Origin of the sequence: Streptomyces sp. ITFR-16, assembly GCF_031844705.1 — a bacterium.
In the GTDB taxonomy this organism is placed as follows: Bacteria; Actinomycetota; Actinomycetes; order Streptomycetales; family Streptomycetaceae; genus Streptomyces.
On sequence record NZ_CP134609.1, the window covers coordinates 1052864 to 1073858 of the forward strand.

Annotated in this window: 18 protein-coding genes and 2 pseudogenes; 6 read left to right on the top strand and 14 right to left on the bottom strand. The window is 73.1% G+C overall.

Going from position 1 to position 20995, the window contains the following annotated elements:
* Positions 1-26 precede the first annotated feature (26 nt).
* Genes RLT58_RS04820 through RLT58_RS04835 form a run of 4 tightly spaced genes read left to right on the top strand, consistent with a single transcriptional unit; the run spans position 27 to position 3512 of the window.
* Positions 27-536 carry a hypothetical protein gene (locus RLT58_RS04820; RefSeq protein ID WP_311309134.1) on the top strand — a complete coding sequence of 170 codons (510 nt, stop codon included), beginning with the start codon at positions 27-29 and terminating at the stop codon, positions 534-536.
* Positions 533-1597, top strand: coding sequence for a peptidoglycan-binding protein (locus tag RLT58_RS04825; protein ID WP_311309135.1), 1065 nt, complete (start codon positions 533-535; stop codon positions 1595-1597). Before RLT58_RS04820 ends, RLT58_RS04825 begins: the two co-directional genes overlap by 4 nt.
* Entirely contained in the window at positions 1594-2310 is a 717-nt protein-coding gene (locus RLT58_RS04830) for an ABC transporter ATP-binding protein (RefSeq protein WP_311309136.1), read from the top strand. Before RLT58_RS04825 ends, RLT58_RS04830 begins: the two co-directional genes overlap by 4 nt.
* Positions 2307-3512, top strand: coding sequence for an ABC transporter permease (locus tag RLT58_RS04835; protein WP_311309137.1), 1206 nt, complete (start codon positions 2307-2309; stop codon positions 3510-3512). Before RLT58_RS04830 ends, RLT58_RS04835 begins: the two co-directional genes overlap by 4 nt.
* 15 nt (positions 3513-3527) lie before the next feature.
* Here the strand turns inward: RLT58_RS04835 and RLT58_RS04840 are convergent, their stop codons facing one another.
* From RLT58_RS04840 to RLT58_RS04880, 9 genes and pseudogenes are all read right to left on the bottom strand, one after another.
* Entirely contained in the window at positions 3528-4082 is a 555-nt protein-coding gene (locus RLT58_RS04840) for a GNAT family N-acetyltransferase (RefSeq protein WP_311309138.1), read from the bottom strand.
* Between the two features lie 39 nt (positions 4083-4121).
* A complete protein-coding gene (locus RLT58_RS04845; RefSeq protein WP_311309139.1) occupies positions 4122-4361 on the bottom strand; it encodes a LapA family protein in 240 nt (79 codons plus the stop codon).
* A 122-nt stretch (positions 4362-4483) separates the two neighbouring features.
* Positions 4484-6307, bottom strand: a complete 1824-nt coding sequence (locus RLT58_RS04850; RefSeq protein ID WP_311309140.1) for a CocE/NonD family hydrolase — start codon at positions 6305-6307, stop codon at positions 4484-4486.
* Positions 6308-6471: 164 nt separating this feature from the next.
* Complete coding sequence (locus tag RLT58_RS04855) at positions 6472-7416, bottom strand: S66 peptidase family protein (RefSeq protein ID WP_311309141.1); 945 nt, start codon at positions 7414-7416, stop codon at positions 6472-6474.
* Positions 7413-9401 (bottom strand): S9 family peptidase, encoded by a 1989-nt coding sequence (locus RLT58_RS04860; RefSeq protein ID WP_311309142.1) that lies wholly within the window; start codon positions 9399-9401, stop codon positions 7413-7415. Before RLT58_RS04860 ends, RLT58_RS04855 begins: the two co-directional genes overlap by 4 nt.
* Positions 9402-9422: 21 nt before the next feature.
* The gene (locus RLT58_RS04865) at positions 9423-10766 is read right to left on the bottom strand and encodes a M20/M25/M40 family metallo-hydrolase (protein ID WP_311309143.1); all 1344 of its coding nucleotides are present in this window, start codon (positions 10764-10766) and stop codon (positions 9423-9425) included.
* Entirely contained in the window at positions 10759-11592 is an 834-nt protein-coding gene (locus RLT58_RS04870; protein WP_311309144.1) for a M55 family metallopeptidase, read from the bottom strand. Before RLT58_RS04870 ends, RLT58_RS04865 begins: the two co-directional genes overlap by 8 nt.
* A gap of 105 nt (positions 11593-11697) precedes the next feature.
* A complete protein-coding gene (locus tag RLT58_RS04875; RefSeq protein WP_311309145.1) occupies positions 11698-11889 on the bottom strand; it encodes a ketopantoate reductase C-terminal domain-containing protein in 192 nt (63 codons plus the stop codon).
* A 23-nt stretch (positions 11890-11912) separates the two neighbouring features.
* Positions 11913-12207: pseudogene (locus tag RLT58_RS04880) on the bottom strand (alcohol dehydrogenase catalytic domain-containing protein); the annotation flags it as partial.
* Positions 12208-12229: 22 nt separating this feature from the next.
* Between RLT58_RS04880 and RLT58_RS04885 the strand changes: the two are divergent.
* A pseudogene (locus tag RLT58_RS04885) lies at positions 12230-12342 on the top strand (transcriptional regulator); the annotation flags it as partial.
* Between the two features lie 66 nt (positions 12343-12408).
* Here the strand turns inward: RLT58_RS04885 and RLT58_RS04890 are convergent.
* Entirely contained in the window at positions 12409-13410 is a 1002-nt protein-coding gene (locus RLT58_RS04890; protein ID WP_311314417.1) for an aldo/keto reductase, read from the bottom strand.
* A 129-nt stretch (positions 13411-13539) separates the two neighbouring features.
* On the opposite strand from RLT58_RS04890, the gene RLT58_RS04895 reads away from it, so the two are divergent.
* Positions 13540-14430 carry a LysR family transcriptional regulator gene (locus RLT58_RS04895; protein WP_311309146.1) on the top strand — a complete coding sequence of 297 codons (891 nt, stop codon included), beginning with the start codon at positions 13540-13542 and terminating at the stop codon, positions 14428-14430.
* 30 nt (positions 14431-14460) lie between these two features.
* Here RLT58_RS04895 and RLT58_RS04900 read toward each other — a convergent pair whose 3' ends face one another.
* The 4 genes from RLT58_RS04900 to RLT58_RS04915 all read right to left on the bottom strand — a co-directional run bounded on the left by RLT58_RS04900 (position 14461) and on the right by RLT58_RS04915 (position 20889).
* Entirely contained in the window at positions 14461-15180 is a 720-nt protein-coding gene (locus RLT58_RS04900; RefSeq protein ID WP_311309147.1) for a methyltransferase domain-containing protein, read from the bottom strand.
* A 29-nt stretch (positions 15181-15209) separates the two neighbouring features.
* Positions 15210-17660: an ATP-binding SpoIIE family protein phosphatase gene (locus RLT58_RS04905; protein ID WP_311309148.1), complete on the bottom strand. Its 2451-nt coding sequence runs from the start codon at positions 17658-17660 to the stop codon at positions 15210-15212.
* Positions 17661-17810: 150 nt separating this feature from the next.
* Positions 17811-20258, bottom strand: a complete 2448-nt coding sequence (locus RLT58_RS04910) for an MFS transporter (protein WP_311309149.1) — start codon at positions 20256-20258, stop codon at positions 17811-17813.
* Positions 20259-20445: 187 nt separating this feature from the next.
* On the bottom strand, positions 20446-20889 hold the full coding sequence (locus RLT58_RS04915) for an SRPBCC family protein (protein ID WP_311309150.1): 444 nt from the start codon (positions 20887-20889) through the stop codon (positions 20446-20448).
* Positions 20890-20995: the final 106 nt, after the last annotated feature.

Below are 20995 nucleotides of genomic sequence, written 5' to 3' on the forward strand. Positions count from 1 at the left end.
CAGCGCACCCTCCGAGGGAGACGACGATGAAGAACCACAGGCTCACCCTGGCCCTGGCGACCGCGGTCGCCGGCCTGGCCCTGCTCACCACGGGCTGCTCCGGCTCGGACGGCGGCGGGGAGAAGGCATCCGGCAGTTCCGGCGGCGCGGGTGGCTCGGACAGCGGCGACGCGACGGACAAGGCGCAGAAGCTGCGCGTCTGTCTGCGGGAGAAGGGCATGGACGTCCCCGACCTCGAACCGGGCGCCAATCCTTACGCGCAGGCGCTCGGGGCCCCCGAAGGGGTGTCGCCGGAGAAGTGGCACAAGGCGCTGGAGGACTGCGGCTCCGGCACCGGCCCCGGGGATGGCGGCGAGGACGCACGGCAGGACCAGGACCAGGACCAGCAGGTCAGGATCGCCGAGTGCGTGCGGGGCAAGGGCTTCGACATGCCCGACCCCAAGGTCGGCCCGGACGGGTCGAGGAGTGGTTTCAAGATCCCCGAGGGCGCCGATCCGGAGAAGTTCGTGAAGGCGCTGAACGAGTGCGCCGCATGAGGCGCCGCGTCGTCGCCGGTTCGCTCGCGGCTCTCGTGGCGGTGGCCGCGGGCGGCTTCGCGGCCACCGAGTGGACGGGGCGCGCGGGCCCGGACCCGGCCGGCCGGCAGACCGCGCTGCCGCCGGAGACCGCCACCGTGGTCCGGGGCGACCTGGTCAGCGCGACGAGCGTGGACGGCACGCTCGGCTACGGCCGGAAGAAGCGGATCAACGCCGGCGCCGCCGGCACCGTGACCTGGCTGCCGCGCAGCGGCGCGAAGATCGGGCGGGACGGCCGGCTCTACGCGCTCGACGGCGAGGACATACGCCTGATGTACGGCGCCGAGCCGATGTACCGGGACCTGGGGAAGGGCGACGAGGGCACCGACGTACGGCAGCTGAAGGCGAACCTGATCGCGCTGGGGTTCGGCGGCGGGATCACCGAGGACGAGGAGTTCACCCGGGGCACGGCCGAGGCCGTCGCCCGCTGGCAGAAGGCGCACGGGCTGAAGCCGACCGGCACCACGGGCCCCGGGCAGATCGCGTTCGCTCCCGGCCCGGTGCGCGTGCAGAGCGCGGAGGTCACGACCGGCGACCGGGCCGCGCCGGGCGGGCCCGTCCTCACCACGACCGGCTCCGAGCGCGTGGTGCGGCTGAAGGTGAAGGTGTCCGAGGCCGCGCTGGTCGCGCGCGACGGCAAGGTGAGCGTCGAGCTGCCCGACGGGACCGTCACGACGGGCACGGTCTCCTCCGTCGGCACGACCGCGACGACGGGTGACGACCCGGACGACAGGACGCCGCGCATCGATGTGACGGTCACCTTCGACGACCCCGGCAAGGCCGGCGGTATCGACAAGTCGCCCGCCACCGTCAAGCTGACCGGCCGTACCCGTGAGGACGTCCTGAGCGTCCCCGTCAGCGCGCTCCTCGCGCTCGCGGACGGCTCGTTCGGCGTGCAGGTCGTCGAGGGCGGGCGGACGCGCGAGGTGAAGGTGCGGCTCGGGATGTTCGCGCAGGGCCGCGTCGAGGTCTCCGGCGACGGGCTGCGGGCCGGGACGAAGGTCGGGGTGCCGAGGACATGAGCATCCCGGGCAACGCGCCGGGCCCCGTGGTGGACCTGGCGGGCGTGACCAAGGAGTACCCGGGCGGGGTGACGGCGCTGGGCGGGGTGGACCTGACCGTCGCGCGCGGTGAGCTGCTGGCGATCGTCGGCCCCTCCGGGTCCGGCAAGTCGACCCTGCTGCACATCATCGGCACCCTGGACCTCCCGACGGCCGGGTCCGTCCGCATCGCCGGCCATGACACGGCGGCCCTGTCCGACCGCAGGCTCTCCGCGCTGCGGGCCCGGCACATCGGCTTCGTCTTCCAGGCCTTCCACCTCGTCCCCGGCATCAGCGCGCAGGACAACGTGGCCGAGGGCCTGCTCTACTCCGGGCTCCCGCGCGGCGAGCGGCGCCGGCGCGCGGCCCGGGCGCTGGAACGCGTCGGGCTGGGCGACCGCCTGGCCCACCGGCCGCACGAGCTGTCCGGCGGGCAGAAGCAGCGCGTCGCCATCGCCCGCGCCGTCGTCGGCGAACCCGATCTGCTGCTGGCCGACGAGCCGACGGGCGCCCTGGACTCCGCGTCCGGGGAGGCCGTGATGCGGCTCATCCACGAACTGAACGAGGAGGGCGCCACCATCGCCGTCATCACCCACGACACCGAGATCGCCGACGCGCTGCCCCGCCAGGTGCGGATCCGCGACGGACTGGTCGTCGCCGACACGCGCCGGCGTACCCCGCAGGACGCCCGATGAGCCGCCGGCGCGCGTCCCTCGCACCGGCGCGGCTCGCCCCCCGGGACGTCCTGCACACCGGCTCGGCCGGCATGCGCAGCCGCCCGACGCGGGTCGTGCTCTCCGCGCTGGGCATCGCCCTCGGCATCGCCACCATGATCGCGGTGATCGGGATCTCCGCGTCCAGCAAGCAGCAGCTCCTGGACGAACTCGACAAGCTGGGTACGAACATGCTCGTCGTCACCCCCGGCACGGACCTGCTCACCGGCCGGAAGATCCCGCTCGCGCCGGACGCCGCGGGACGGGTGGCCCGCATCGACGGGGTCGAGCACGTCGGCGCCACCGGCACGCTGCCCCACACGGTCCGGCGCTCGGAGAAGATCCCCGACACCATCACCGGCGGCATCACCGTCCAGAGCGCGAGCCAGGACCTCCCCGCCACGCTCCGCGCGACCCTGCGCAGCGGCACCTGGCTCAACCAGGCCACCGGCCGCTATCCATCGGTCGTGCTCGGCGATGTCGCCGCCCGGCGGCTGGGCATCGCGTCGGCGGGCGGACAGGTCTACATCGACGACCAGTACTTCACCGTCCTGGGCATCCTCGACCCGCTGCCGCTCGCGCCGGAGATCGCCCGCTCGGCACTGGTGGGCCAGGACGTCGCCCGGGAACGGCTGGGCTTCGACGGCCGCCCCACCACCGTCTACGAGCGCTCCGCCGACGACCGGGTCGCCGCCGTGCACGACCTGATCCCCCGGGCCGTCGACCCCCGGACGCCCCGGGATGTCGGCGTCAGCGATCCGTCGGCCGGTCTTCGGGCCAAGGCCGCCACCGAGGGCGCGTTCAGCAGCCTGCTGCTCGGGCTCGGGGCCGTGGCCCTGCTCGTCGGGGGCGTCGGCGTCGCCAACACCATGATCATCTCGGTGCTGGAACGCCGTTACGAGATCGGGCTGCGCCGTTCGATCGGGGCGACCCGCGGCCAGATCAGAGGCCAGTTCGTCACGGAGTCCCTGATTCTGTCCGGTCTGGGCGGCGCGGCCGGGATCGTCCTGGGCGCCCTGGCCACCGGGGTGTACGCCGTCAGCGGCGGCATGCCGTGGGTGATCCCCCTGTGGGCCGTCGGCGGCGGATTCGCGGCGACCCTCGCCATCGGGACCCTCGCGGGCCTCTACCCGGCGGTCCGGGCCTCGCGCCTCTCCCCCACGCTGGCGCTGCACGCGGCCTGACCGGGTGCGGACCGGTCAGCGCATCTCCGCGGTGATCGCCCAGCGTTCATGGTCGCGCCAGGCGCCGTCGATGTGGAGGAAGTCCGGCGAGAAGCCCTCCAGCCGGAAGCCGGCCCGGCGCACCAGGGCGATCGAGGCCTTGTTGTCCGGCTGGATGTTGGCCTCGATCCGGTGCAGCCCGAGCGGGCCGAAGGCGTGGGCCAGGACAAGGGCGAGCCCTTCGCTCATCAGTCCGCGCCCGGCCGCGTGGGCGAAGGCCCCGTAGCCGATCGCACCGCAGCGAAACGCGCCGAGCACGATGTTGTTGATGTTGATGAACCCGGCGATCGCACCGTCGGCCGGGTCGCCGGCGGTGCGCCGCTCGCAGACGAGGAAGCCGGCCCGCGCGGGGTCCTTGATGAGGGTCCCCGCGTAGGCGGCGTACGCGTCCGGGTCGGCGGGCGGGAAAAGCCAGGGCCGGTGCAGTTCCCGGCTCTCGCGGGACCGGGCGGCGAACTCCTCGGCATCGGCGGCGGTGAAGGGGCGGATCGCCGTGCGCGTCCCCTCGGCCAGATACGTGGTGTCGGACATCGGGCCAGCGTAGAGCGTGTGCGCCGGGTGCCGTCGGCCCTACTTGGCCCGCCTGCGGAAGACGTACGCGCCGCAGGCCATGCCGGCCACGAACATCACGACCAGCCACACATAGAGCGGCGCGGTCACCAGCGGGACGATGAGGCGGACCTCGACCCTCTTGGTGTTCTCGGCGATGAACACGATCGAGAGGACCGCGATGACGAGGACCAGGATGCGGGCCGGGGTGAAGGCCCCACTGGCGCTCTTCCCGCTGCTCGACACGTCCTTCGGGCTCATGAGGCAGCCCCTTCCTGATCGTGGTGCGCCGCCCCCCGGACCACCAGGATGACCGGATCCGGGCGGAGGGGGGCGGTGCTGTACGGCCATCCGGGTGAGGGCCGTACAGCGGGCGCGCCGCGTCAGTTCAGGGTGCCGCCGACCACCGGCAGCGACAGCACTCCGGTGTCCTCGGGGGCGCTGACGACGGTGACCGGCTTGATGCCCCGGTTGCCGAAGTACGCGGAGTCACTGGCGGCGATCACGAATTCCAGCCGGTGCCCCGCCTCGTACCGGTGGACGATGCCGGGCAGCCGTACGGTGAAGGAGCGGGTCACGTCCGGCACCCGTACCGGCGAGACGAGCCGGTTGACCAGCGTCTTGGACCCGTCGGGCGCGACGTCGTACACCTTGGCGAACAGGACGAGCTTGTCGGCGGCGTCCCCGCTGTTCTGGACGCGCTCGGTCTTCGGCGAGACGACCTTGAGGCTCGCCTCGGGCGCGCCGACCACATCGACGGCGGAGTCCAGCGGGGCGCTGGTCCAGCCGAGGTAGGTGCCCTTGGTGTCGTACGGCTCGGGGTCGGGCAGTCCGATGAGTCCGGCGAGCGAGCTCTCCGAATGGCTGGTGGGGATCAGCCAGTTGGCGTACTGGCGGCTGCCGCGTGCGACCTTGGCGCGGTTGTCGACGAGCTTGCCGTCGCCGGAGAGGTACATCTTCTGCGTGAGGCCCGGGACCTGGGCCGCCGTGCCGTATCCGCTCTGCCAGTCGCGGTAGTAGGCGAACTCCGGTCCGGTGTCGGTGGCCGTCTCGTGGCGGAGGTAGCGGTCGAACCAGGCGAGGATGCGTCCGCCGACGTAGCTGCTCTCCAGATTGCCCTGACCCAGGTCGAGTTCGCCTTCGGCCTGGCCGCCGCTGTGGCCCCAGGACTGCCAGATCATCTTGGCGGTGGTGCCCTGCGCCTTGAGCGTCTTGTACGTGGCCGTCGCCTCGTTGAGGTTGAACAGGCTGTCGGTCTGGCCCTGGATCAGCAGGGTGGGCGCCTTGACCCGGTTCAGGTAGGAGGCGGGCGAGACGCTGCGTGCGTAGTCGAGCATCGCGGCGGCCTTGTCCGCGGGGTAGCGGCCGGAGTTGAGGAGCCGGATGGTGTCGCACGCCTGGGCCGCGAAGTGCAGGCAGCCGAGGCTGCCGAAGCGGGAGGGGTCGAGGCTGGGGCTGAGGATCGTCTGCCCCTCCCCCATCAGGTAGAAGCCGTTGGTCCACTGCCACTTGAAGACGCCGGGGGTGTCGGACGAGAAACCGCCGCCGGCCGCGCCGGTGTTGTTGGGGGCGAGCGCGTAGGACAGGTCGTTCCAGGTGATGAGCGGGACGAGCGCGTCGACGCGGGGATCGACGGCCGCGGTGGCCATCTGGATGGCCCCGCCGTACGAGCCGCCGACCATGCCGACCCGGGGGTCGCCGGGGCCGTCCTGGGTGACGAAGTCCGCCTTGGTGCCGTCGTCGGCGGCGCGGGTGCCGGCCAGGAAGTCGACGAGGGCGGCCGCCGCCCTGCCGTCGGTCTCCGGGGAGTCGAGGGTGATGAGGCAGCCGGACCTGCCGAAGCCGAGGCCGGAGTAGACGAGTCCGGCGTAGCCGCGCGCGGCGAAGGCCTTGCCGATGCCGTCGGTCGAGCCGTCCGACTTGCTGCCGCCGAAGCCGTTGGTGGCGAGCACGGCGGGCACCGGGTGCCCCGCATCGGCGCCCGAGGGGCGGTAGAGGTCCGCGTCCACGGTGCAGGAGCGGCCACCCGTGGAGACGGTGAACTTCAGCGGGGTGACGGTGTATTCGGCCTCGGCGGCGGCGGTTCCCGCGTGCGCGGTGCCCGCGAGCGCGAGGGGTGCGGCGAGCACCGCGCCGGCGACGAGGGCGAGTGGCTTACGGGACAGTGACTTCGACCGGGAGCGGGAACCGGGGACAGCACGCGACACGAGACCTCCACACCGAGGACACCTTACCGACTGGTAAGTATTGGGCCGCGCTCATGCTGTGACACAGGTCATGGCGGTGTCAACGCTCATGACAGCGTTTCCTGAAGGTTGTTCAGCTTCTTCGCATCACGGCCGCGCCCCTGGCGGCGGCTCCGGCCGGGGCGTCAGAGCAGCGCCGGCTCCTCGACGGTGAGCGTGGCGCGGCCGCCGTCCGCCGGCGCGTCCAGCACGGCCGTCACGCCGAGCGGGATCGTCAGCCCGGTCGGTCCGTGCCCGAAGCCCAGCTCCTCGACGACCGGGACGCCCAGCGGGCCGAGCCGGTCGGCGAGCACGGCCCGCACCTGCTCGTACGGCCCGCAGCCGGCCCAGGAACCGCAGGCCACCCCGGCGATGCCGACGAGCGCCCCGGCCCGCAGCAGCTGGGTCAGGATGCGGTCGAGGCTGTACGGGTCCTCGGTGGTGTCCTCGATGACGAGGAGCCCGCCCCGGGCCGAAGCCCGGGCGTGCGGGGTGCCGAGGTCCGCGGCGAGCAGGCTGACACAGCCGCCGTAGGTGACGCCCCGCGCCCGGCCCGGGACGAGCGCCCGCGCCTCGTCGAGCCCAGGCGTCCGCACCGTCTCCGGCTCGAACAGGGTGGCCCGCAGGGACTCCTGGGTGCGCGGGTCCTTGAGGAAGGCCTCCGTCCCCACCATGGGGCCGTGCAGGGTGGCGAACCCGGTCCGCAGCGCGAACGCCTCGTGGAGCACGGTGATGTCGCTGTAGCCGACGAACACCTTGGGCCCGGCGGCCCGCATAGCGGCCCAGTCGACCAGGTCCACCATGCGGTGCGCCCCGTACCCGCCCCGGGCGCAGATCACCGCGTCGACCGACGGGTCGCACCAGGCGTCCTGGAGGTCCCGGGCGCGCCCCGCGTCCGTACCGGCGAGGTAGTCCAGGTCCGGGTGCACGTCCAGGACATGGGGCATCGGCACGGCGTCGAGGCCCCAGTCCCGCAGGATCGCGAGTCCGGGTTCGAGCCGGTCGGCCGGTACCGGCCCGCTCGGGGAGACGACGGCGACCCGGGCGCCCGCGCGCAGCCGGGCCGGGCGGGCCAGGGGAACCAGGGTCACTTCTTCAGCTCCAGCGGCGGCACATCGGGCCGGTCGATGCCGAACGTCTGCGCGTACAGGGCGAGTTCGGACTCCAGCGCGTCCGTCATGGTGTCCGCGCGCCGGAAGCCGTGGCCCTCGCCCGGATAGGTGCGGTACGCGTGCGGGACTCCGCGCCCCTCGACGGCGGCGAGGAAGCGCTCGCACTGCACGGGCGGGCAGATCGGGTCGTCCTCGCCCTGGAGCAGCAGGAAGGGGGTGGCGAGCCGGTCGGTGCGGCTGATCGGGGACCGTTCACGGTAGCGCCCGGGGACCTCGGCGAGCGGTCCCACCAGGGATTCCAGGTACTGGGACTCGAAGTCGTGGGTCTCGTCGGTGCCCCAGCCGGTCAGGTCGAGGATGGGGTAGATGATGGTGCCGCAGGCGTAGACGTCGGTGCCGGTGAGCGAGGCGGCGGCGGTCCAGCCGCCGGCGCTGCCGCCGCGCACGGCGAGCCGCCGCGGGTCGGCGGTGCCCTCGGCGGCGAGCGCCCCGGCGACGGCCGCGCAGTCCTCCACGTCGACCACGCCCCACTGCTCGCGCAGCCGGTTGCGGTAGGCACGGCCGTAGCCGGTCGAGCCGCCGTAGTTGACCTCGACGACGCCGATGCCGCGCGAGGTGAAGTAGGCGATCTCCAGGTCCAGGACGAGGGCGGCATGCCCGGTGGGGCCGCCGTGCGCCCACACCACGAAGGGCGGCAGCTCCCCCTCGGGCCCGGTCCGGTCCGGGCTGTGCGGCGGGTAGACCTGGGCGTGGATCTCGCGGCCGCCGGGGCCGGTGAAGGTGCGGACGACGGGTGCGGGGTAGTACGCGGGGTCGACCGCGTCCTCGTGCCGGGCGCCGATGATCCGGGTGTGCCCGGTCGCGGTGTCCAGCTCCACGATCTCGTACGCGCTGCGCGGGCTCGCGGCGATGCCGGTGACCCGGCTGCCCTGCACGGCGAGGGTCTCGGCCCATTCGGTCCAGGGCCCGGCGATGTCGACGAGGTCGCCGGTCTCCGGGTCGAGGACGCCGAGCGTGGTGGACCCCTTGCCGTGGAGGGTGGCGATCAGCCCGTTGTCCAGAGGGCGGAACCAGGTGAGGCCGATCTTCCACAGCGGTCCGGCGAACTCCTCCTCCCTGGAGCAGAGTTCGACGATCTCGCCGCCGTCCGGATCGGCGCGGTACAGGTTCCACCAGCCGCTGCGGTCGCTGGCGAGCAGCAGTTGCCCGTCCGCGGTCCACTGGATCTGCGGTACGGATTCCTCCGGGCCGCCGGCGAGGACGCGGGCGTCGTGGAAGGTGCCGTCGGCCGCGATGCCGGCGAGCAGCACCTCGGTGCCGTCCCAGGGCATGCGCGGATGGTCCCAGGCGATCCAGGCCGCGCGCCGCCCGTCCGGCGAGACCTCGGGTCCGGTGACGAACCGGTGCCGGCCGTCGGAGAGTTCGCGTACGGCGGACCGGTCGTCGGCGGCCGATCCGTCCAGCGGTACGGCGGCGATGACGCGGCGCAGCTCGGTGGGCCCCTCGCCGGTGAACTCCTCCAGCACGCACCAGACCTCACCCGCCGCGCCCTGCTCCGGACGCGGGCGCGGATCGGCCCAGCGCAGCCCCCCGCCGACGGCCGATACGGGGGTCAGCGGCCAGGGCTCGCGGGGGCCGTCGGGCTCGTAGGCGTACAGCCGCTGGTCGTCGAAGTGGACGAAGACGATCAGCGGTCCGCCCTCGGCGCGCTCGATGCCGGCCCAGGGGCGTCCGCCGTACTCGATGACGCGGCTGCGGACGTTCCAGGGGGCGGGCAGTTCGGCGGTGGTGCCCTCCGGCGACCTGCGGATCAGGGCACGCCGGCCGGCCTCGGCCGGGCGTGGCTCCGTCCACCACAGCTCGTCGCCGACCGCGCCGACATACTCCGGACGGCCGTCGCGGGAGGCAGCGAGCGCGGCGCCGATCGGTGACGGCCAGCTTCCGTAGGCCTGCGTGGATCCCATGGTCAAAGTCCCCCCAGCGGTTCAGGCGGTGCGCAGATAGTGGTCCAGGACCCGGACGCCGAAGTGCAGCGCGTCCACGGGGACCCGCTCGTCCACACCGTGGAAGAGCGCCTGGTAGTCGAAGCCGACGGGCAGCTTCAGCGGCGAGAAGCCGTAGCCGGTGATGCCGAGCCGGGAGAACTGCTTGGCGTCGGTGCCGCCGGACATGCTGTACGGCACGACATGCCCGTCGGGGTCGAACCGCTCGACGGCGGCGCGGAGTTTGCCGTACGTGGGTGAGTCGACGGGGGCCTGGAGGGGGACCTCGCGGTGGTGGAACTCCCAGTCGACCGAGGGGCCGGTGAGCCGGTCCAGGGTGGTGTGGAACTCGTCCTCGCCGCCCGGCACCATCCGGCCGTCGATGTACGCGGTGGCGTGGCCCGGGATCACGTTGACCTTGTAACCGGCGTCCAGCATCGTCGGGTTGGTGCTGTTGCGGACGGTCGGGGCGACGAGGTCGGCGGCGGGCCCGATCTTGCCGAGGAGTTCGTCCACGTCGAAGCCGGGGGCGTCGAGGTCGGGGTGGATGCCGTGCAGCGCGGCGATCTCGGTGAGGGCGGCGCGGACGGTGGGGGTGAGGCGGACCGGCCATTCGTGGTCGCCGATCCGGGCGACTGCGGCGGCGAGCGCGCTGACCGCGTTGGCGTGGTTGACCTTGGAGCCGTGGCCCGCCTTGCCGTGGGCGGTGAGCTTGAGCCATCCGGTGCCGCGCTCGCCCGCCGCGATGGGGTAGAGCGGCATGTTCGGGCCGGCGTGGAAGGTGAAGGCCCCGGACTCGCTGATGCCCTCCGTACACCCCTCGAACAGGGCGGCGTGCCGGTCGGCGAGGAAGCCGGAGCCGTCGTCGGCGCTGGCCTCCTCGTCGGCGGTGTAGGCGATCACGATGTCGCGGCGGGGGCGGATGCCGGCCCTGGCCCAGAACCGGACGACGGCCAGCACCATCGCGTCCATGTTCTTCATGTCGATGGCGCCGCGGCCCCAGACGACGCCGTCGCGGACCTCGCCGGAGAAGGGGTGCACACTCCAGTCACCGGCCTCGGCGGGCACCACGTCCAGATGGCCGTGGACCAGCAGCGCGTCGGCGGACGGGTCGGTGCCGGCGATCCTGGCGACCACGTTGGTGCGGCCGGGGGTGCGTTCCAGCATCACCGGTTCGAGTCCGGTGGCGGCCAGCCGCTCGGCGACGTACTCGGCGGCGGGGCGTTCGCGGCAGTCGCCGCCGCCCCGGTTGGTGGTGTCGATGCGGATCAGTTCCGAGGTGAACGTCACCGATTCGTCGAGCGCGAGGGCGTCGACGCCGTCCTGGGGGGTGCTCGCCTCAGCCATACTGCTCCTCCACGGCCGACGACACGATCGTCGTCACCGCCTTGAACGTGCGGATTCCTTCGTACATCGTCGCGCTGGTGTAGGCGACACGCCTCTCGCCGGAGGGTGCCACACCGGGGACGACGGTGGCCGCGGCGGCCAGGTGTTCGGCGTCGAACTCCAGCTCAACGGTGAACGGGCCGGCGTCGGCCGGGGTGTACCGGCCGGCCAGCGCGACCGCCTCCTTGGCGGCCGCACGGATGTCGGCGGCGGTACGGGCGGGGGTGCGGCAGACCGCCGCGTAGCGCGACACATAGTCCTTGACGGCGACCTTGCGGGCCTCGGGGGCGTACCCCTGGGCGTCCACACAGGTCAGGTCGTCCCCGGTGACGAGCACGACGGGTACGCCGTACTCGGCGGCCACCCGGGCGTTGAGCAGCCCCTCGCTGGCCCGGACCCCGTTCAGCCAGACCCCGGTGATGGAGTTGGCCAAATAGGTGTGGGCGAGGACGCCCTCCGTACCGGCACCCGTGTGGTAGCCGACGAAGGCGACGGCGTCGACGTCCCCGTGCTGGATGCCCTCGACCATGCTGAGCGACTTGTGCCGGCCGGTGAGCATCTGGATGCGCTCGTCCAGCCGCTCCAGCAGCAGGTTGCGCATGCTCCAGTGGGCCTCATTGATGAGCACCTCGTCCGCGCCCCCGTCGTAGAAGCCGAGGGCGGCGGCGTTGACGTCGGAGGTGAACAGGGAGCGGCACCGCTCCCACTGCGGGGTGCCGGGCAGCACGTCCGCCGGCCAGGTCACGCCGGTGGCGCCTTCCATGTCGGCGCTGACGAGGATCTTCATGCGGCCACACGGTACGCGTCGCAGAACCCGCAGGCCAGGGCTGCCGGGACCTCCAGAGGTCCATTCCTCTGGAGGTCCCGGCGGGCAGGCCCGGGACCGGCCCGCTCAGCGCGGCGCGGCGCGGTGTTCGTGCACCCGCAGATGGAGGGTGACCAGGTCCAGCAGCGGGGTACGGACACCGTGCGAGCGGGCGCGGTCCACCAGGTCGCCGAAGACGTGTTCGGCCTCCGTGGTGGCGCCCTGGACGACATCGCGGTAGAGCGAGGCGGTGAGCGGCGACCCGTCCTGCGTCAGCATCGCGGCAACGCCGTCGAGTTCGCGCCGTCCGGGAGCGGGAAGACCGTGGCGGCGGGTGCCGTCACCACCTCCGCGTACCCGCCGCTGTCGAGGGAGGCCGCGACCTCCTGCCCGGGACGCAGGCCCCGGACGCCGTCACCGACGGCCCTGATGCGGCCCGGCCTCCGGGCCGGGCACGAATGGCAGCCGGGGCACCCGGTATCCCTCGGACCGGGCCCTGACGTCGGCGAAGGTGACGCCCGCGTAGGCCGCGTCGACGGTGACCTGTCCGGGGCCGGGCTCGGGCCCGCCGTACTCCTTGAATTCGACCGTACGCATGGCAGACCGCCCCGTCCGCGAGCTGGTCGAACAGCACGACACAGCCCGAAGCGGTTCAACCGGCTGCGCCGCGAGGAGTTCGAGGCCCGCTTCCCCGGACTGCTGGACCTGCTGCTGCGCGGTGACGGCGTCTGAGGCGGCGCCTGTCGTACGCGCGCGAGGCCGGCACCCCGCCCAGGGGTGCCGGCCTCGTCGTGTGCCTCAGCGGCGCTTCGCGCCCTTCAGCAGCTTCTCGATCCTGGCGAGTTCCTTGTCGCCGAATTCGAGGTTGCGGACCGCCTCCACGCTGTTCTCCAGCTGGGCGACGCTGCTCGCGCCGACCACGGCGGAGGTGACCCGGCCGCCGCGCAGCACCCAGGCCAGCGCCATCTGGGCCAGCGACTGGCCGCGCTCGGAGGCCAGTTGGTCCAGCTCGCGGAGACGGGAGACCAGCTCGGGGGTGACCGCGTCGGCCGACAGGAAGGGGCTGGAGCCGGCGGCCCGCGAACCCTCCGGGATGCCGCGCAGATAGCGGTCGGAGAGGATGCCCTGCTCCAGCGGCGAGTAGGCGATGGAGCCGACGCCCAGCTCGTCGAGGGCGGTGAGCAGCCCGTCCTCGACCCAGCGGTCGAGCATCGAGTAGCGCGGCTGGTGGATGCGCAGCGGGGTGCCGAGGTCCTTCAGGATGCGGGCGGCCTCCCGGGTCTGCTCGGCGGAGTAGTTGGAGATGCCCACGTAGAGCGCCTTGCCCTGCCGCACGGCCGAGTCCAGGGCGCCCATCGTCTCCTCGAGCGGGGTCTCGGGGTCGGGCCGGTGGGAGTAGAAGATGTCGACGTAGTCCAGGCCCAGCCGGGTGAGGCTCCGGTCCAGCGAGGACAGCAGGTTCTTGCGCGAGCCCCACTCCCCGTACGGGCCGTCCCACATCAGATAGCCGGCCTTGGTGGAGACGATGATCTCGTCGCGGTGCCGGGCGAAGTCGCCCGCCAGGGCACGGCCCATCGCACTCTCGGCGGAGCCGGGCGGCGGGCCGTAGTTGTTCGCCAGGTCGAAGTGGGTGATGCCGAGGTCGAACGCCCGGCGCAGGATCTCTCCCTGCGCCTGGGGGGTCCGGTCGCCGCCGAAGTTGTGCCACAGGCCGAGCGAGAGGGCCGGCAGCTTCAGGCCGCTGCGCCCGGTGCGCCGGTAGGGCATGTCCTGGTAGCGGTCGGCGGACGGGATGTACATGCGGGACTCCACGGGAGAGATCGTGCGGGTTCACGACGGGGTACGCCGTGCGGGGTCCAGGCTCGCGCAGAACGATCCAGCAGTCCAACAGGAGATTCCGCTTGGATTCAGGACCTATATTGCTCAATCATGGAGTTGCGCCAGCTGGAACATTTCGTCGCCGTCGCCGAGGAGCAGCATTTCACCCGGGCCGCCGAGCGTCTCGCCGTGTCGCAGTCCGGCCTCTCCGCCTCCGTGCGGGCACTGGAGCAGGAGCTGCGCACGCCCCTGTTCAGCCGGACCACGCGCAGCGTGCGGCTGACCGAGGCTGGGCGCGCCCTGCTGGTGGAGGCCGAGCGCACGCTGGCGGGCGCACGGGCCGCGAAGGACGCCGTCGACGCGGTACGGGGGCTGCTGCGCGGCACCCTGTCGGTGGGCGTGGAGCAGTGCGTGGCCGGGGTGAGCCTGCCCCGGCTGCTCGCCGCCTTCCACCGCGAGCATCCGCACATGGAGATCCGGCTCCGCCAGGAGGGCACGACCGATCTGGTGGACGGGGTGGCGGGCGGGCGGCTCGACATCGCCTTCGCCGCCACGGTCAGCCCGGTGGACTGGCGCGGCGAGCTGATCCCGCTGGCGAGGGAGCCCATGGTCCTGCTGTGCGCCCCCGGGCACCGCCTGGCGGCGGCGGACGGGGCCGGGTGGCAGGAGCTGGCCGGCCAGCCGTTCATCGACTTCCATCCGGACTTCGGGCCGCGCCGCGCGGCCGACGCGGCGTTCCGGGCGGCCGGCGTGCGCCGCACGGTGGCCCTGGAGGTCAACGACGTGCACAGCCTCCTGGAGCTGGTGCACGAAGGGCTCGGCGTCGCCGTCGTGCCGCACCACTTCTCCCGCAAGCCGGAGGCCCGGGGCCTGGTTGCGGTGCGGCTGGACGGCGCCGAGCAGGCGTACTACGAGAGCGTCGTGGTGCTGCCCGAGGCGCGGGGCATGAGCCCGGGGGCGCGGGCGCTCATGGCGCTGGTGCGGGGCGGGACCGGGCCCTGAGCACCGGCCGGGGGCCGGTAGGAGGAGGGCTCAGCCCGGGGCCAGCACGAACCAGCGCGCCGGCAGGTCGATCCGGGTCCCGTCGGGCAGCCGCTCGGTCTGCGGCAGGACCGTGTCGCCGCTGTCCAGGGTGGCGAGGCCGGCCGCCCGCAGCACCTCCGGCACCTCCTCGTCGGTGGCGCCCGCCGGTTTCAGCCCGTGTTCGAAGACCCGGCGCAGCTTGGGCGGCGGCCCCTGCGGACCCTGTGCGGCCTGCTGGAGCACGGCCTTGGAGGCGGGGGTCAGCTCGGCGACGAAGGCCCGGCCGCGTGTGCCCAGCAGGGTCGCCACGGCCGCGGCGACCGCCGGTCTGGCCTCGGGATCGCTCTGGTGGATGACCGCCCGCATGTAGACGTTGGTGTCGCCGATCCGCCCGGCCAGGGCGCGCACCGCGTCCCCGTCGGCCAGGTCCAGCTGCTCGTAGGCGGCGACGCCCTCGGGGTCCGCCCGCCGGGCGTGGGCGATCGCGGCGTGCGAGAGGTCCACGCCGAGCGCGCCGGCGAACCGGCCGGCGAGCCAGCGGGTCTGGGTGCCGTTGCCGCAACCGAGGTCGACGACGGGCAGCGAGGTGTCGGCGTACGGCAGCAGCAGCGCGCTGTGCGGGACGGCGCTCAGCGAGGGGTCGGCGTCCCAGATCGCCTCGCCCGGCGCGTCCGACGTGGCCGACCAGTACCCTTCCCACGCCTCGCGGTAGGGCTGCGAGACACCCATGTGCACTCTCCTGTCCGGGGATGCGGCGTTCACCAGAGGTGCGGCCGGGGGCGGGGGACCCGCGACGGCGCCAGTTCGAACCAGACGGTCTTGCCGCGTGCCGTGCTGCTCGTGCCCCATTCCCGGGCGAGGCTGTCCACCACCACGAGTCCGCGCCCCGCCTCGTCGTCGGCGGAGACCCCCAGCAGGGTGGCCGGGGCGGGCTCGTCGTCGCTGACCTCGCAGAGCAGGGCGTCGGTGCGCACCAGCCGGAGCCCGATGTGATGGGTGCGGCCGTGCCGCACGGCGTTGGTGACGAGCTCGCTGACCATCAGCTCGGCCGCCTCCACGGCGTCCGGCAGCTCCCAGTCGAGCAGCCGGCCACGCACCAGCCGGCGGGCCCGGGAGACCTCGCGCGGATCCAGGGCCAGCTGCCATTCGGCGACGTCGTCCGCGCCGATCCCGTTCAGCCGGGCCATCAGCAGGGCCACGTCGTCCTTGCGGCCGCCGCTGGGGTTGAGGGCGCGGATGATCGTGTCGCAGGCGTCGTCCATCGAGGCGGCGGGGTGGGCGGCCGAGGCGCAGAGCGCGGCGAGTCCGGCCCCGATGTCCTGGCCGCGCACCTCGACGAGCCCGTCGGTGCAGAGCACCAGGCGGTCGCCGGGCCGCACGCGCACGGTCGCGGTCTCGAAGGCGACCCCGCCGACGCCGATCGGCGCGCCGGTGGGCAGGTCGAGCAGTTCGGCGCGGCCGTCCTCGGCACGGACCAGGACAGGTGGGATGTGTCCGGCGTTGGCGATCCGGAGCTCGGAGGCGATCGGGTCGTAGACCGCGTAGAGACAGGTCGCGAGATACTGCTCGCCGAGGCGCTGGGCGAGGTCGTCGAGGGTGCGCAGCAGTTGGGCCGGCGGCATCTCCATGGTGGCCATGGTCAGCACGGCGGTCCGTAACTGCCCCATCATCGCGGCCGAGTTGAGCCCGTGTCCCATCACGTCGCCGACGACGAGCGCGGTGCGCGAGCCGGGAAGCTTCACCGAGTCGAACCAGTCGCCGCCGATCCTCCCGAGCCGGGTGCCGGGCAGATAGCGGGTGGCGACGTCGCAGCCCGCCGTGCGGGGTTGGACCTGGGGCAGCATGCTGTCCTGGAGCGTGTCGGCCACGTTCTCCTGGTACGTGTACATGCGGGCGTTGTCGAGGACGAGCCCGGCACGGGCCGCGAGTTCGGCGCCGGTGGTGCGGTCCATGGCGTCGAAGGGCTCCCGGCCGGGACGCCGCATCAGGACCATGAAGCCGAGCACCACGTCCCGGGCCTTCAGGGGCACGATGAGCAGCGAGCGGTGCGTGATCAGGGGGCGCAGGTCGCGCTTCTCGAACGCGCCCGAGATCCGGTTGCTCAACTCCTCGCCGACGTGGGGGATGACGACCGGTTCGCCGGTGACCATGCACTGGAAGAACGGGGTGTGCTCGGGAAAGGCGATGGACTCGCCGACGGGCACGGTGTCGTCCCAGCGGCCCGGCTCGTCGTTGTGCTCGACCCAGACGCGGTGCCAGACCGTGGTGACGTCGGGCGGTCCGTCCGGGAAGCCCTCGCCGGCCAGGACCGCGGCGCGCAGATGCGTACCCGCGAAGTCGGTGAAGCGCGGCACGGCGGCGCTGGTGACCTCGCGGATGGTGCGTTCCAGGTCGAGGGAGGTGCCGATGCGGCCGCTGACCTCGTTGAGGAACTCCAGCCGTTCGCGGACCGCCGCGTATTCGAGGTCCAGCTCGGGGCGGGGAGCGGCGCGCGGGGCGGGTGAGTGGTCGGCGGGGCGGCGCGGGTCCGGTGACGGCCGGGGACCGGAGTGTTTCGGCACGCCCCAGTCGGGGGTGACGGGGACCCGGTCGAGGTGGCTGAATTCGATGACGGGATAGCCGAGTTCGAGGACCTGGGCGACGATTTCGGTGGCCTCGTGGACGCTCATGCTCGGAAGGATCTCGGGCAGCCGCCCGGACAGCTCCCGGTAACCGGGGAAGTCGGCGTCAAGGGCGAAGCCGGGGGCGACGGCCGTACCGTCGTGGTCCGACTCCGCCGCGCCGTCCCGCAGCCGCCCGGCGTCGGCGGCGAGGACCAGCAGCCGCGCGCGGCCGGGGCCGACGAGGGGGTAGGCCCACCACAGGACGTCGATCCGCCCTCGCCCCGGCTCGTCCACCCGGGCGCGGCCCGCCGTCTGGAAGGCCACGGCCCCGCTGAGGGAGCTGTCGAGGCTCGGGCCCGATTCCGCATCCGCTGCGGCCGCCCCGGAGGGGGCGCCGCTCTCCCGTAACGCGCCCGCGACGGGCAGGAGTTCACCGGCGGGGTGGCCGACCGCTTCCTCGCGGGAGACGCCGAAGATCCTTCTCGCGCCGGCCGACCAGTGCGAGACGAGGCCGTCCGTGTCGACGACGACCACGGCGAGCGGCACACGGCCCGCCGCGGTGGCGGGCGGCTGTGGTGTCCTCTGCGGCGGCACACCGAGCTCCATGGGTGGAAGGCTCCCTCCTCACCGCAAGGTTCTGCGGTGCGTGACCCCACGGTACGGCTCCGTGTCCGGCTCCCGCCGGGCATCGGCGGAATCACCCCCGGGAGTGGTGCGCCCGGCGCATTCACCGGCGCACCACCTCACCGCAGGTGCTCAGTCCTCGTGGCCGAGCTGGAGGTCGCGCTCGGTGCGCCCGCCCCCGGCGACCTGGAGGACGGTGGCCACCGGCGGGTATCCGGCGGCGATGACGGTGTACTCGCCCGTGGACAGGTCGACGAAGCGGAAGGCACCGTCGGGTCCGGTGGTGAGCGTGTCGACGACGTTTCCGGCCGCGTCGAGCAGGGTCACCCGGGCGTCCTCGACGGGCCGACCGCCACTGGCCCGGACGGTGCCGCGCAGCACCGCGCCGCCGGCCAGCTCGATGTCCTGCCGGGTCTCCCGGGCCGCCTGCACGCTGACCGGGAGCGCGGCGGGCCGGAAGGCGGGGGCGGAGGCGGCGAGTGTGTACTCGCCGGCGACCAGTTCCGTGATCACATAGCCGCCCTCGCGGCCGCTGCGGGTGGAGGCGACGACCTCGCCCCGTACGTCGGTCAGGGTGACGGCCGCGTCCCGTACGGGCACGCCGTCCGCCGTCACGACGGTGCCGGCGAGCCGGCCCGCGCCGCCGAGCACCACGTCGAGTTCCACGGGCCGTTCGCCCACGGTGACGCTGACGGCCTGCGGCTGGTGGCCCCCGGCTGCGGCGATGAGGACGTACGAGCCGGCGCCGGGCACGCTGAGCGCGTAGCGCCCCTCCTCCCCGCTGGCGCCCCGGCCGACCTGCTGCCCCTGGACGTCGATGAGGGTGAGAGCGGCGCGCGGGACCTTCGTGCCGTCGGAGTGCTGGACGCTGCCGCTGACCGGGACCCCGGAGGCGTATCCGGCGGACGGGGCGGCGGAGTCGGAGCGGGCGGAGGGGATCGACGCGGGCTCGGCGGCGGTTTCGGGGCTGTGGTGGGACACCAGCGGTTTCTCCTTGAGGAAGAGGGCGAAGAACAGGCCGAGCGCGAGGACCGGCACGAGGTAGAGGAAGATGCGGGGCATCGCGTCGGCGTACGCCTGGATGTAGGCGTCGCGCAGCGCGGGCGCCATGGAGTGCACCAGTTGCGGGGTGATCGACTCGGGGTCGGGCAGACCGGCCCCGGAGGGCAGCCGCACGGCGAGGGCATCGGCCAGCCGGCCGGCGAAGAGGGTGCCGAACACCGCGGCGCCGACGCTGCCGCCGATCTGCCGGAAGTAGTTGTTGGCACTGGTGGCGGTGCCGAGGTCGGCCGGGCGCACGGAATTCTGCACGGCGAGGACCAGCACCGGCATGATCAGCCCGATTCCGAGGCCGAGGACCGCCTGCGCGATGCTGTACTCGATGCGCGGGGTGTCGGTCTCCAGCCGGGACAGCAGCCACATACCCACCGCCGAGATCGCGCTGCCGGCGATCGGGTAGACGCGGTAGCGCCCGGTGCGCGAGATCAGCTGGCCGGAGACGACGGAGGCGCCGACGATGCCGCCCATCATCGGGAGCATCAGCAGCCCGGACTCGGTGGCGGTGGCCCCGTCGACCATCTGCAGGAAGGTCGGCAGATAGCTGGCGGCGCCGAACAGGGCCACGCCGACGACCGCACCGACCAGGGCGGTGACGTTGAAGATCGAGTCGCGGAACAGCCGCAGCGGGATGATGGGTTCGGGCGCGCGGTGCTCGACTGCGAGGAACAGCAGAGTCGTTCCGGCAGCGCCGGCAGCCAGTCCCAGGATGGTGCGCGAGCCCCAGGCGTACTCCGTGCCGCCCCAGCTGGTCAGCAGCACCAGACAGGTGGAGGCGGCGGCCAGCAGTACGGCACCGAGGATGTCGAGCCGGGGCCGGACGGCGGGCTTGGGCAGCTTCAGCACGACGGTGATGACGGCGAGGGTGACCAGGCCGAACGGCACGTTGATGTAGAAGCACCAGCGCCACGAGGCGTGGTCGGTGAAGAAGCCGCCGAGCAACGGGCCCGCCACGGAGGCGAGTCCGAAGGCCGCGCCGATGAGCCCCATGTAGCGGCCGCGCTCGCGGGGCGGCACCACGTCCGCGATGATCGCCTGGACGCCGATCATCAGGCCGCCGCCGCCGATGCCCTGGATGGCCCGGAAGGCGATCAGTTCGTCCATGGTGCGCGACCAGCCGGCCAGCGCGGAGCCGACGACGAAGACGACGATCGCGAACTGGAAGACGCCCTTGCGCCCGAAGAGGTCGCCGAGCTTGCCGTAGAGCGGCAGTCCGATCGTGGAGGCGAGCAGATAGGCGGTGACCGCCCAGGACATCTTCTCCAGGCCGTGCAGCTCACCGACGATCTTCGGGAGCGCGGTGGCGACGATCATCTGGTCGAGCGCCGCGAGCAGGAGCGTCAGCATCAGCCCGACGAAGACGAGCCGGATCCGGCGTGGATCGGTCGACCCGTCACCGGCCGGGGCCGGGGCCGCCGGTGACGTCTCGGCGGGAGGCGGCGGGGGCGGGTCGGCCGCGAGCACCGTCGCGGCGCCCTCCGTACCCTCCGGCTCGTCCTTCACCAGAGTGATGCCACCCACCACGTGCCGCTCCCCTCGTCGCACTGCCGCCGCCCATTTCTCGCATTGCGCGACAAGGCTGGGCAAACGCGACGGGGGGCGCTGGCGGCGCACTCAGGGGGCGTATCCCCCGGTGGGAGCCACTACGGCGCACAACCGACCGGCCGGAAAAACCACCCGAACCGGTGAGGCCGGCCGACGGCGGCGGAGACTACTTCTCCACCTCGGCGGCGAGGTTCTGCAGCAGCTCGTCGTAGATGCGCCCGAGGCCCTTGGGTGCGAAGGTCTTCTCGAAGAAGCCGCCGATGCCGCCCGCGCCGTTCCACACGGTGGAGACGACGGCCTTGGACCTGCCCTCCCCGGCCGGGGTGACGGTCCAGGTCGTGACCATCGAGGAGTTGCGGTCCTTCTCGACCAGCTGACCGTCCGTGGGCTCGCTGACCTCCAGCAGGCAGTCGCGCACCCGCTTGCTGGTGGCCTGGAGCTTCCAGTGGACGAGGGTGCCCTCGCCGTCGCCGCCCTCACGTACCTCGTACTCGCTGAAGTGGCCGGGCAGCACCTTGCCCCGGACGTCCTTGTAGTCGGCCAGCGCGTCGAACACCGCTTCCGCGTCCGCCGCGATGATCCGCTCTGTGGTGGCCTCGACCTGCGCCATGGCTGTTCCTCCAGCACTCGGTTGTTCGGGGTGTGCTGAGCCAACCACCTCGGCAGCCGGGCTCAAAATCCGCTCCGGGACGAAGGGGAGAAAACGATCAAGGGAA

Excerpts from the sequence above, each read along its gene's own strand:
- RLT58_RS04845 (WP_311309139.1), bottom strand. The coding sequence starts at position 4,361 with ATGAGCCCGAAGGACGTGTCGAGCAGCGGGAAGAGCGCCAGTGGGGCC.
- RLT58_RS04915 (WP_311309150.1), bottom strand. The coding sequence starts at position 20,889 with ATGGCGCAGGTCGAGGCCACCACAGAGCGGATCATCGCGGCGGACGCG.
- RLT58_RS04875 (WP_311309145.1), bottom strand. The coding sequence starts at position 11,889 with ATGCTGACGCAGGACGGGTCGCCGCTCACCGCCTCGCTCTACCGCGAT.
- RLT58_RS04860 (WP_311309142.1), bottom strand. The coding sequence starts at position 9,401 with ATGGGATCCACGCAGGCCTACGGAAGCTGGCCGTCACCGATCGGCGCC.
- RLT58_RS04870 (WP_311309144.1), bottom strand. The coding sequence starts at position 11,592 with ATGAAGATCCTCGTCAGCGCCGACATGGAAGGCGCCACCGGCGTGACC.
- RLT58_RS04865 (WP_311309143.1), bottom strand. The coding sequence starts at position 10,766 with ATGGCTGAGGCGAGCACCCCCCAGGACGGCGTCGACGCCCTCGCGCTC.
- RLT58_RS04835 (WP_311309137.1), top strand. The coding sequence starts at position 2,307 with ATGAGCCGCCGGCGCGCGTCCCTCGCACCGGCGCGGCTCGCCCCCCGG.
- RLT58_RS04830 (WP_311309136.1), top strand. The coding sequence starts at position 1,594 with ATGAGCATCCCGGGCAACGCGCCGGGCCCCGTGGTGGACCTGGCGGGC.
- RLT58_RS04840 (WP_311309138.1), bottom strand. The coding sequence starts at position 4,082 with ATGTCCGACACCACGTATCTGGCCGAGGGGACGCGCACGGCGATCCGC.
- RLT58_RS04895 (WP_311309146.1), top strand. The coding sequence starts at position 13,540 with ATGGAGTTGCGCCAGCTGGAACATTTCGTCGCCGTCGCCGAGGAGCAG.
- RLT58_RS04905 (WP_311309148.1), bottom strand. The coding sequence starts at position 17,660 with ATGGAGCTCGGTGTGCCGCCGCAGAGGACACCACAGCCGCCCGCCACC.
- RLT58_RS04820 (WP_311309134.1), top strand. The coding sequence starts at position 27 with ATGAAGAACCACAGGCTCACCCTGGCCCTGGCGACCGCGGTCGCCGGC.
- RLT58_RS04825 (WP_311309135.1), top strand. The coding sequence starts at position 533 with ATGAGGCGCCGCGTCGTCGCCGGTTCGCTCGCGGCTCTCGTGGCGGTG.
- RLT58_RS04900 (WP_311309147.1), bottom strand. The coding sequence starts at position 15,180 with ATGGGTGTCTCGCAGCCCTACCGCGAGGCGTGGGAAGGGTACTGGTCG.
- RLT58_RS04890 (WP_311314417.1), bottom strand. The coding sequence starts at position 13,410 with ATGTACATCCCGTCCGCCGACCGCTACCAGGACATGCCCTACCGGCGC.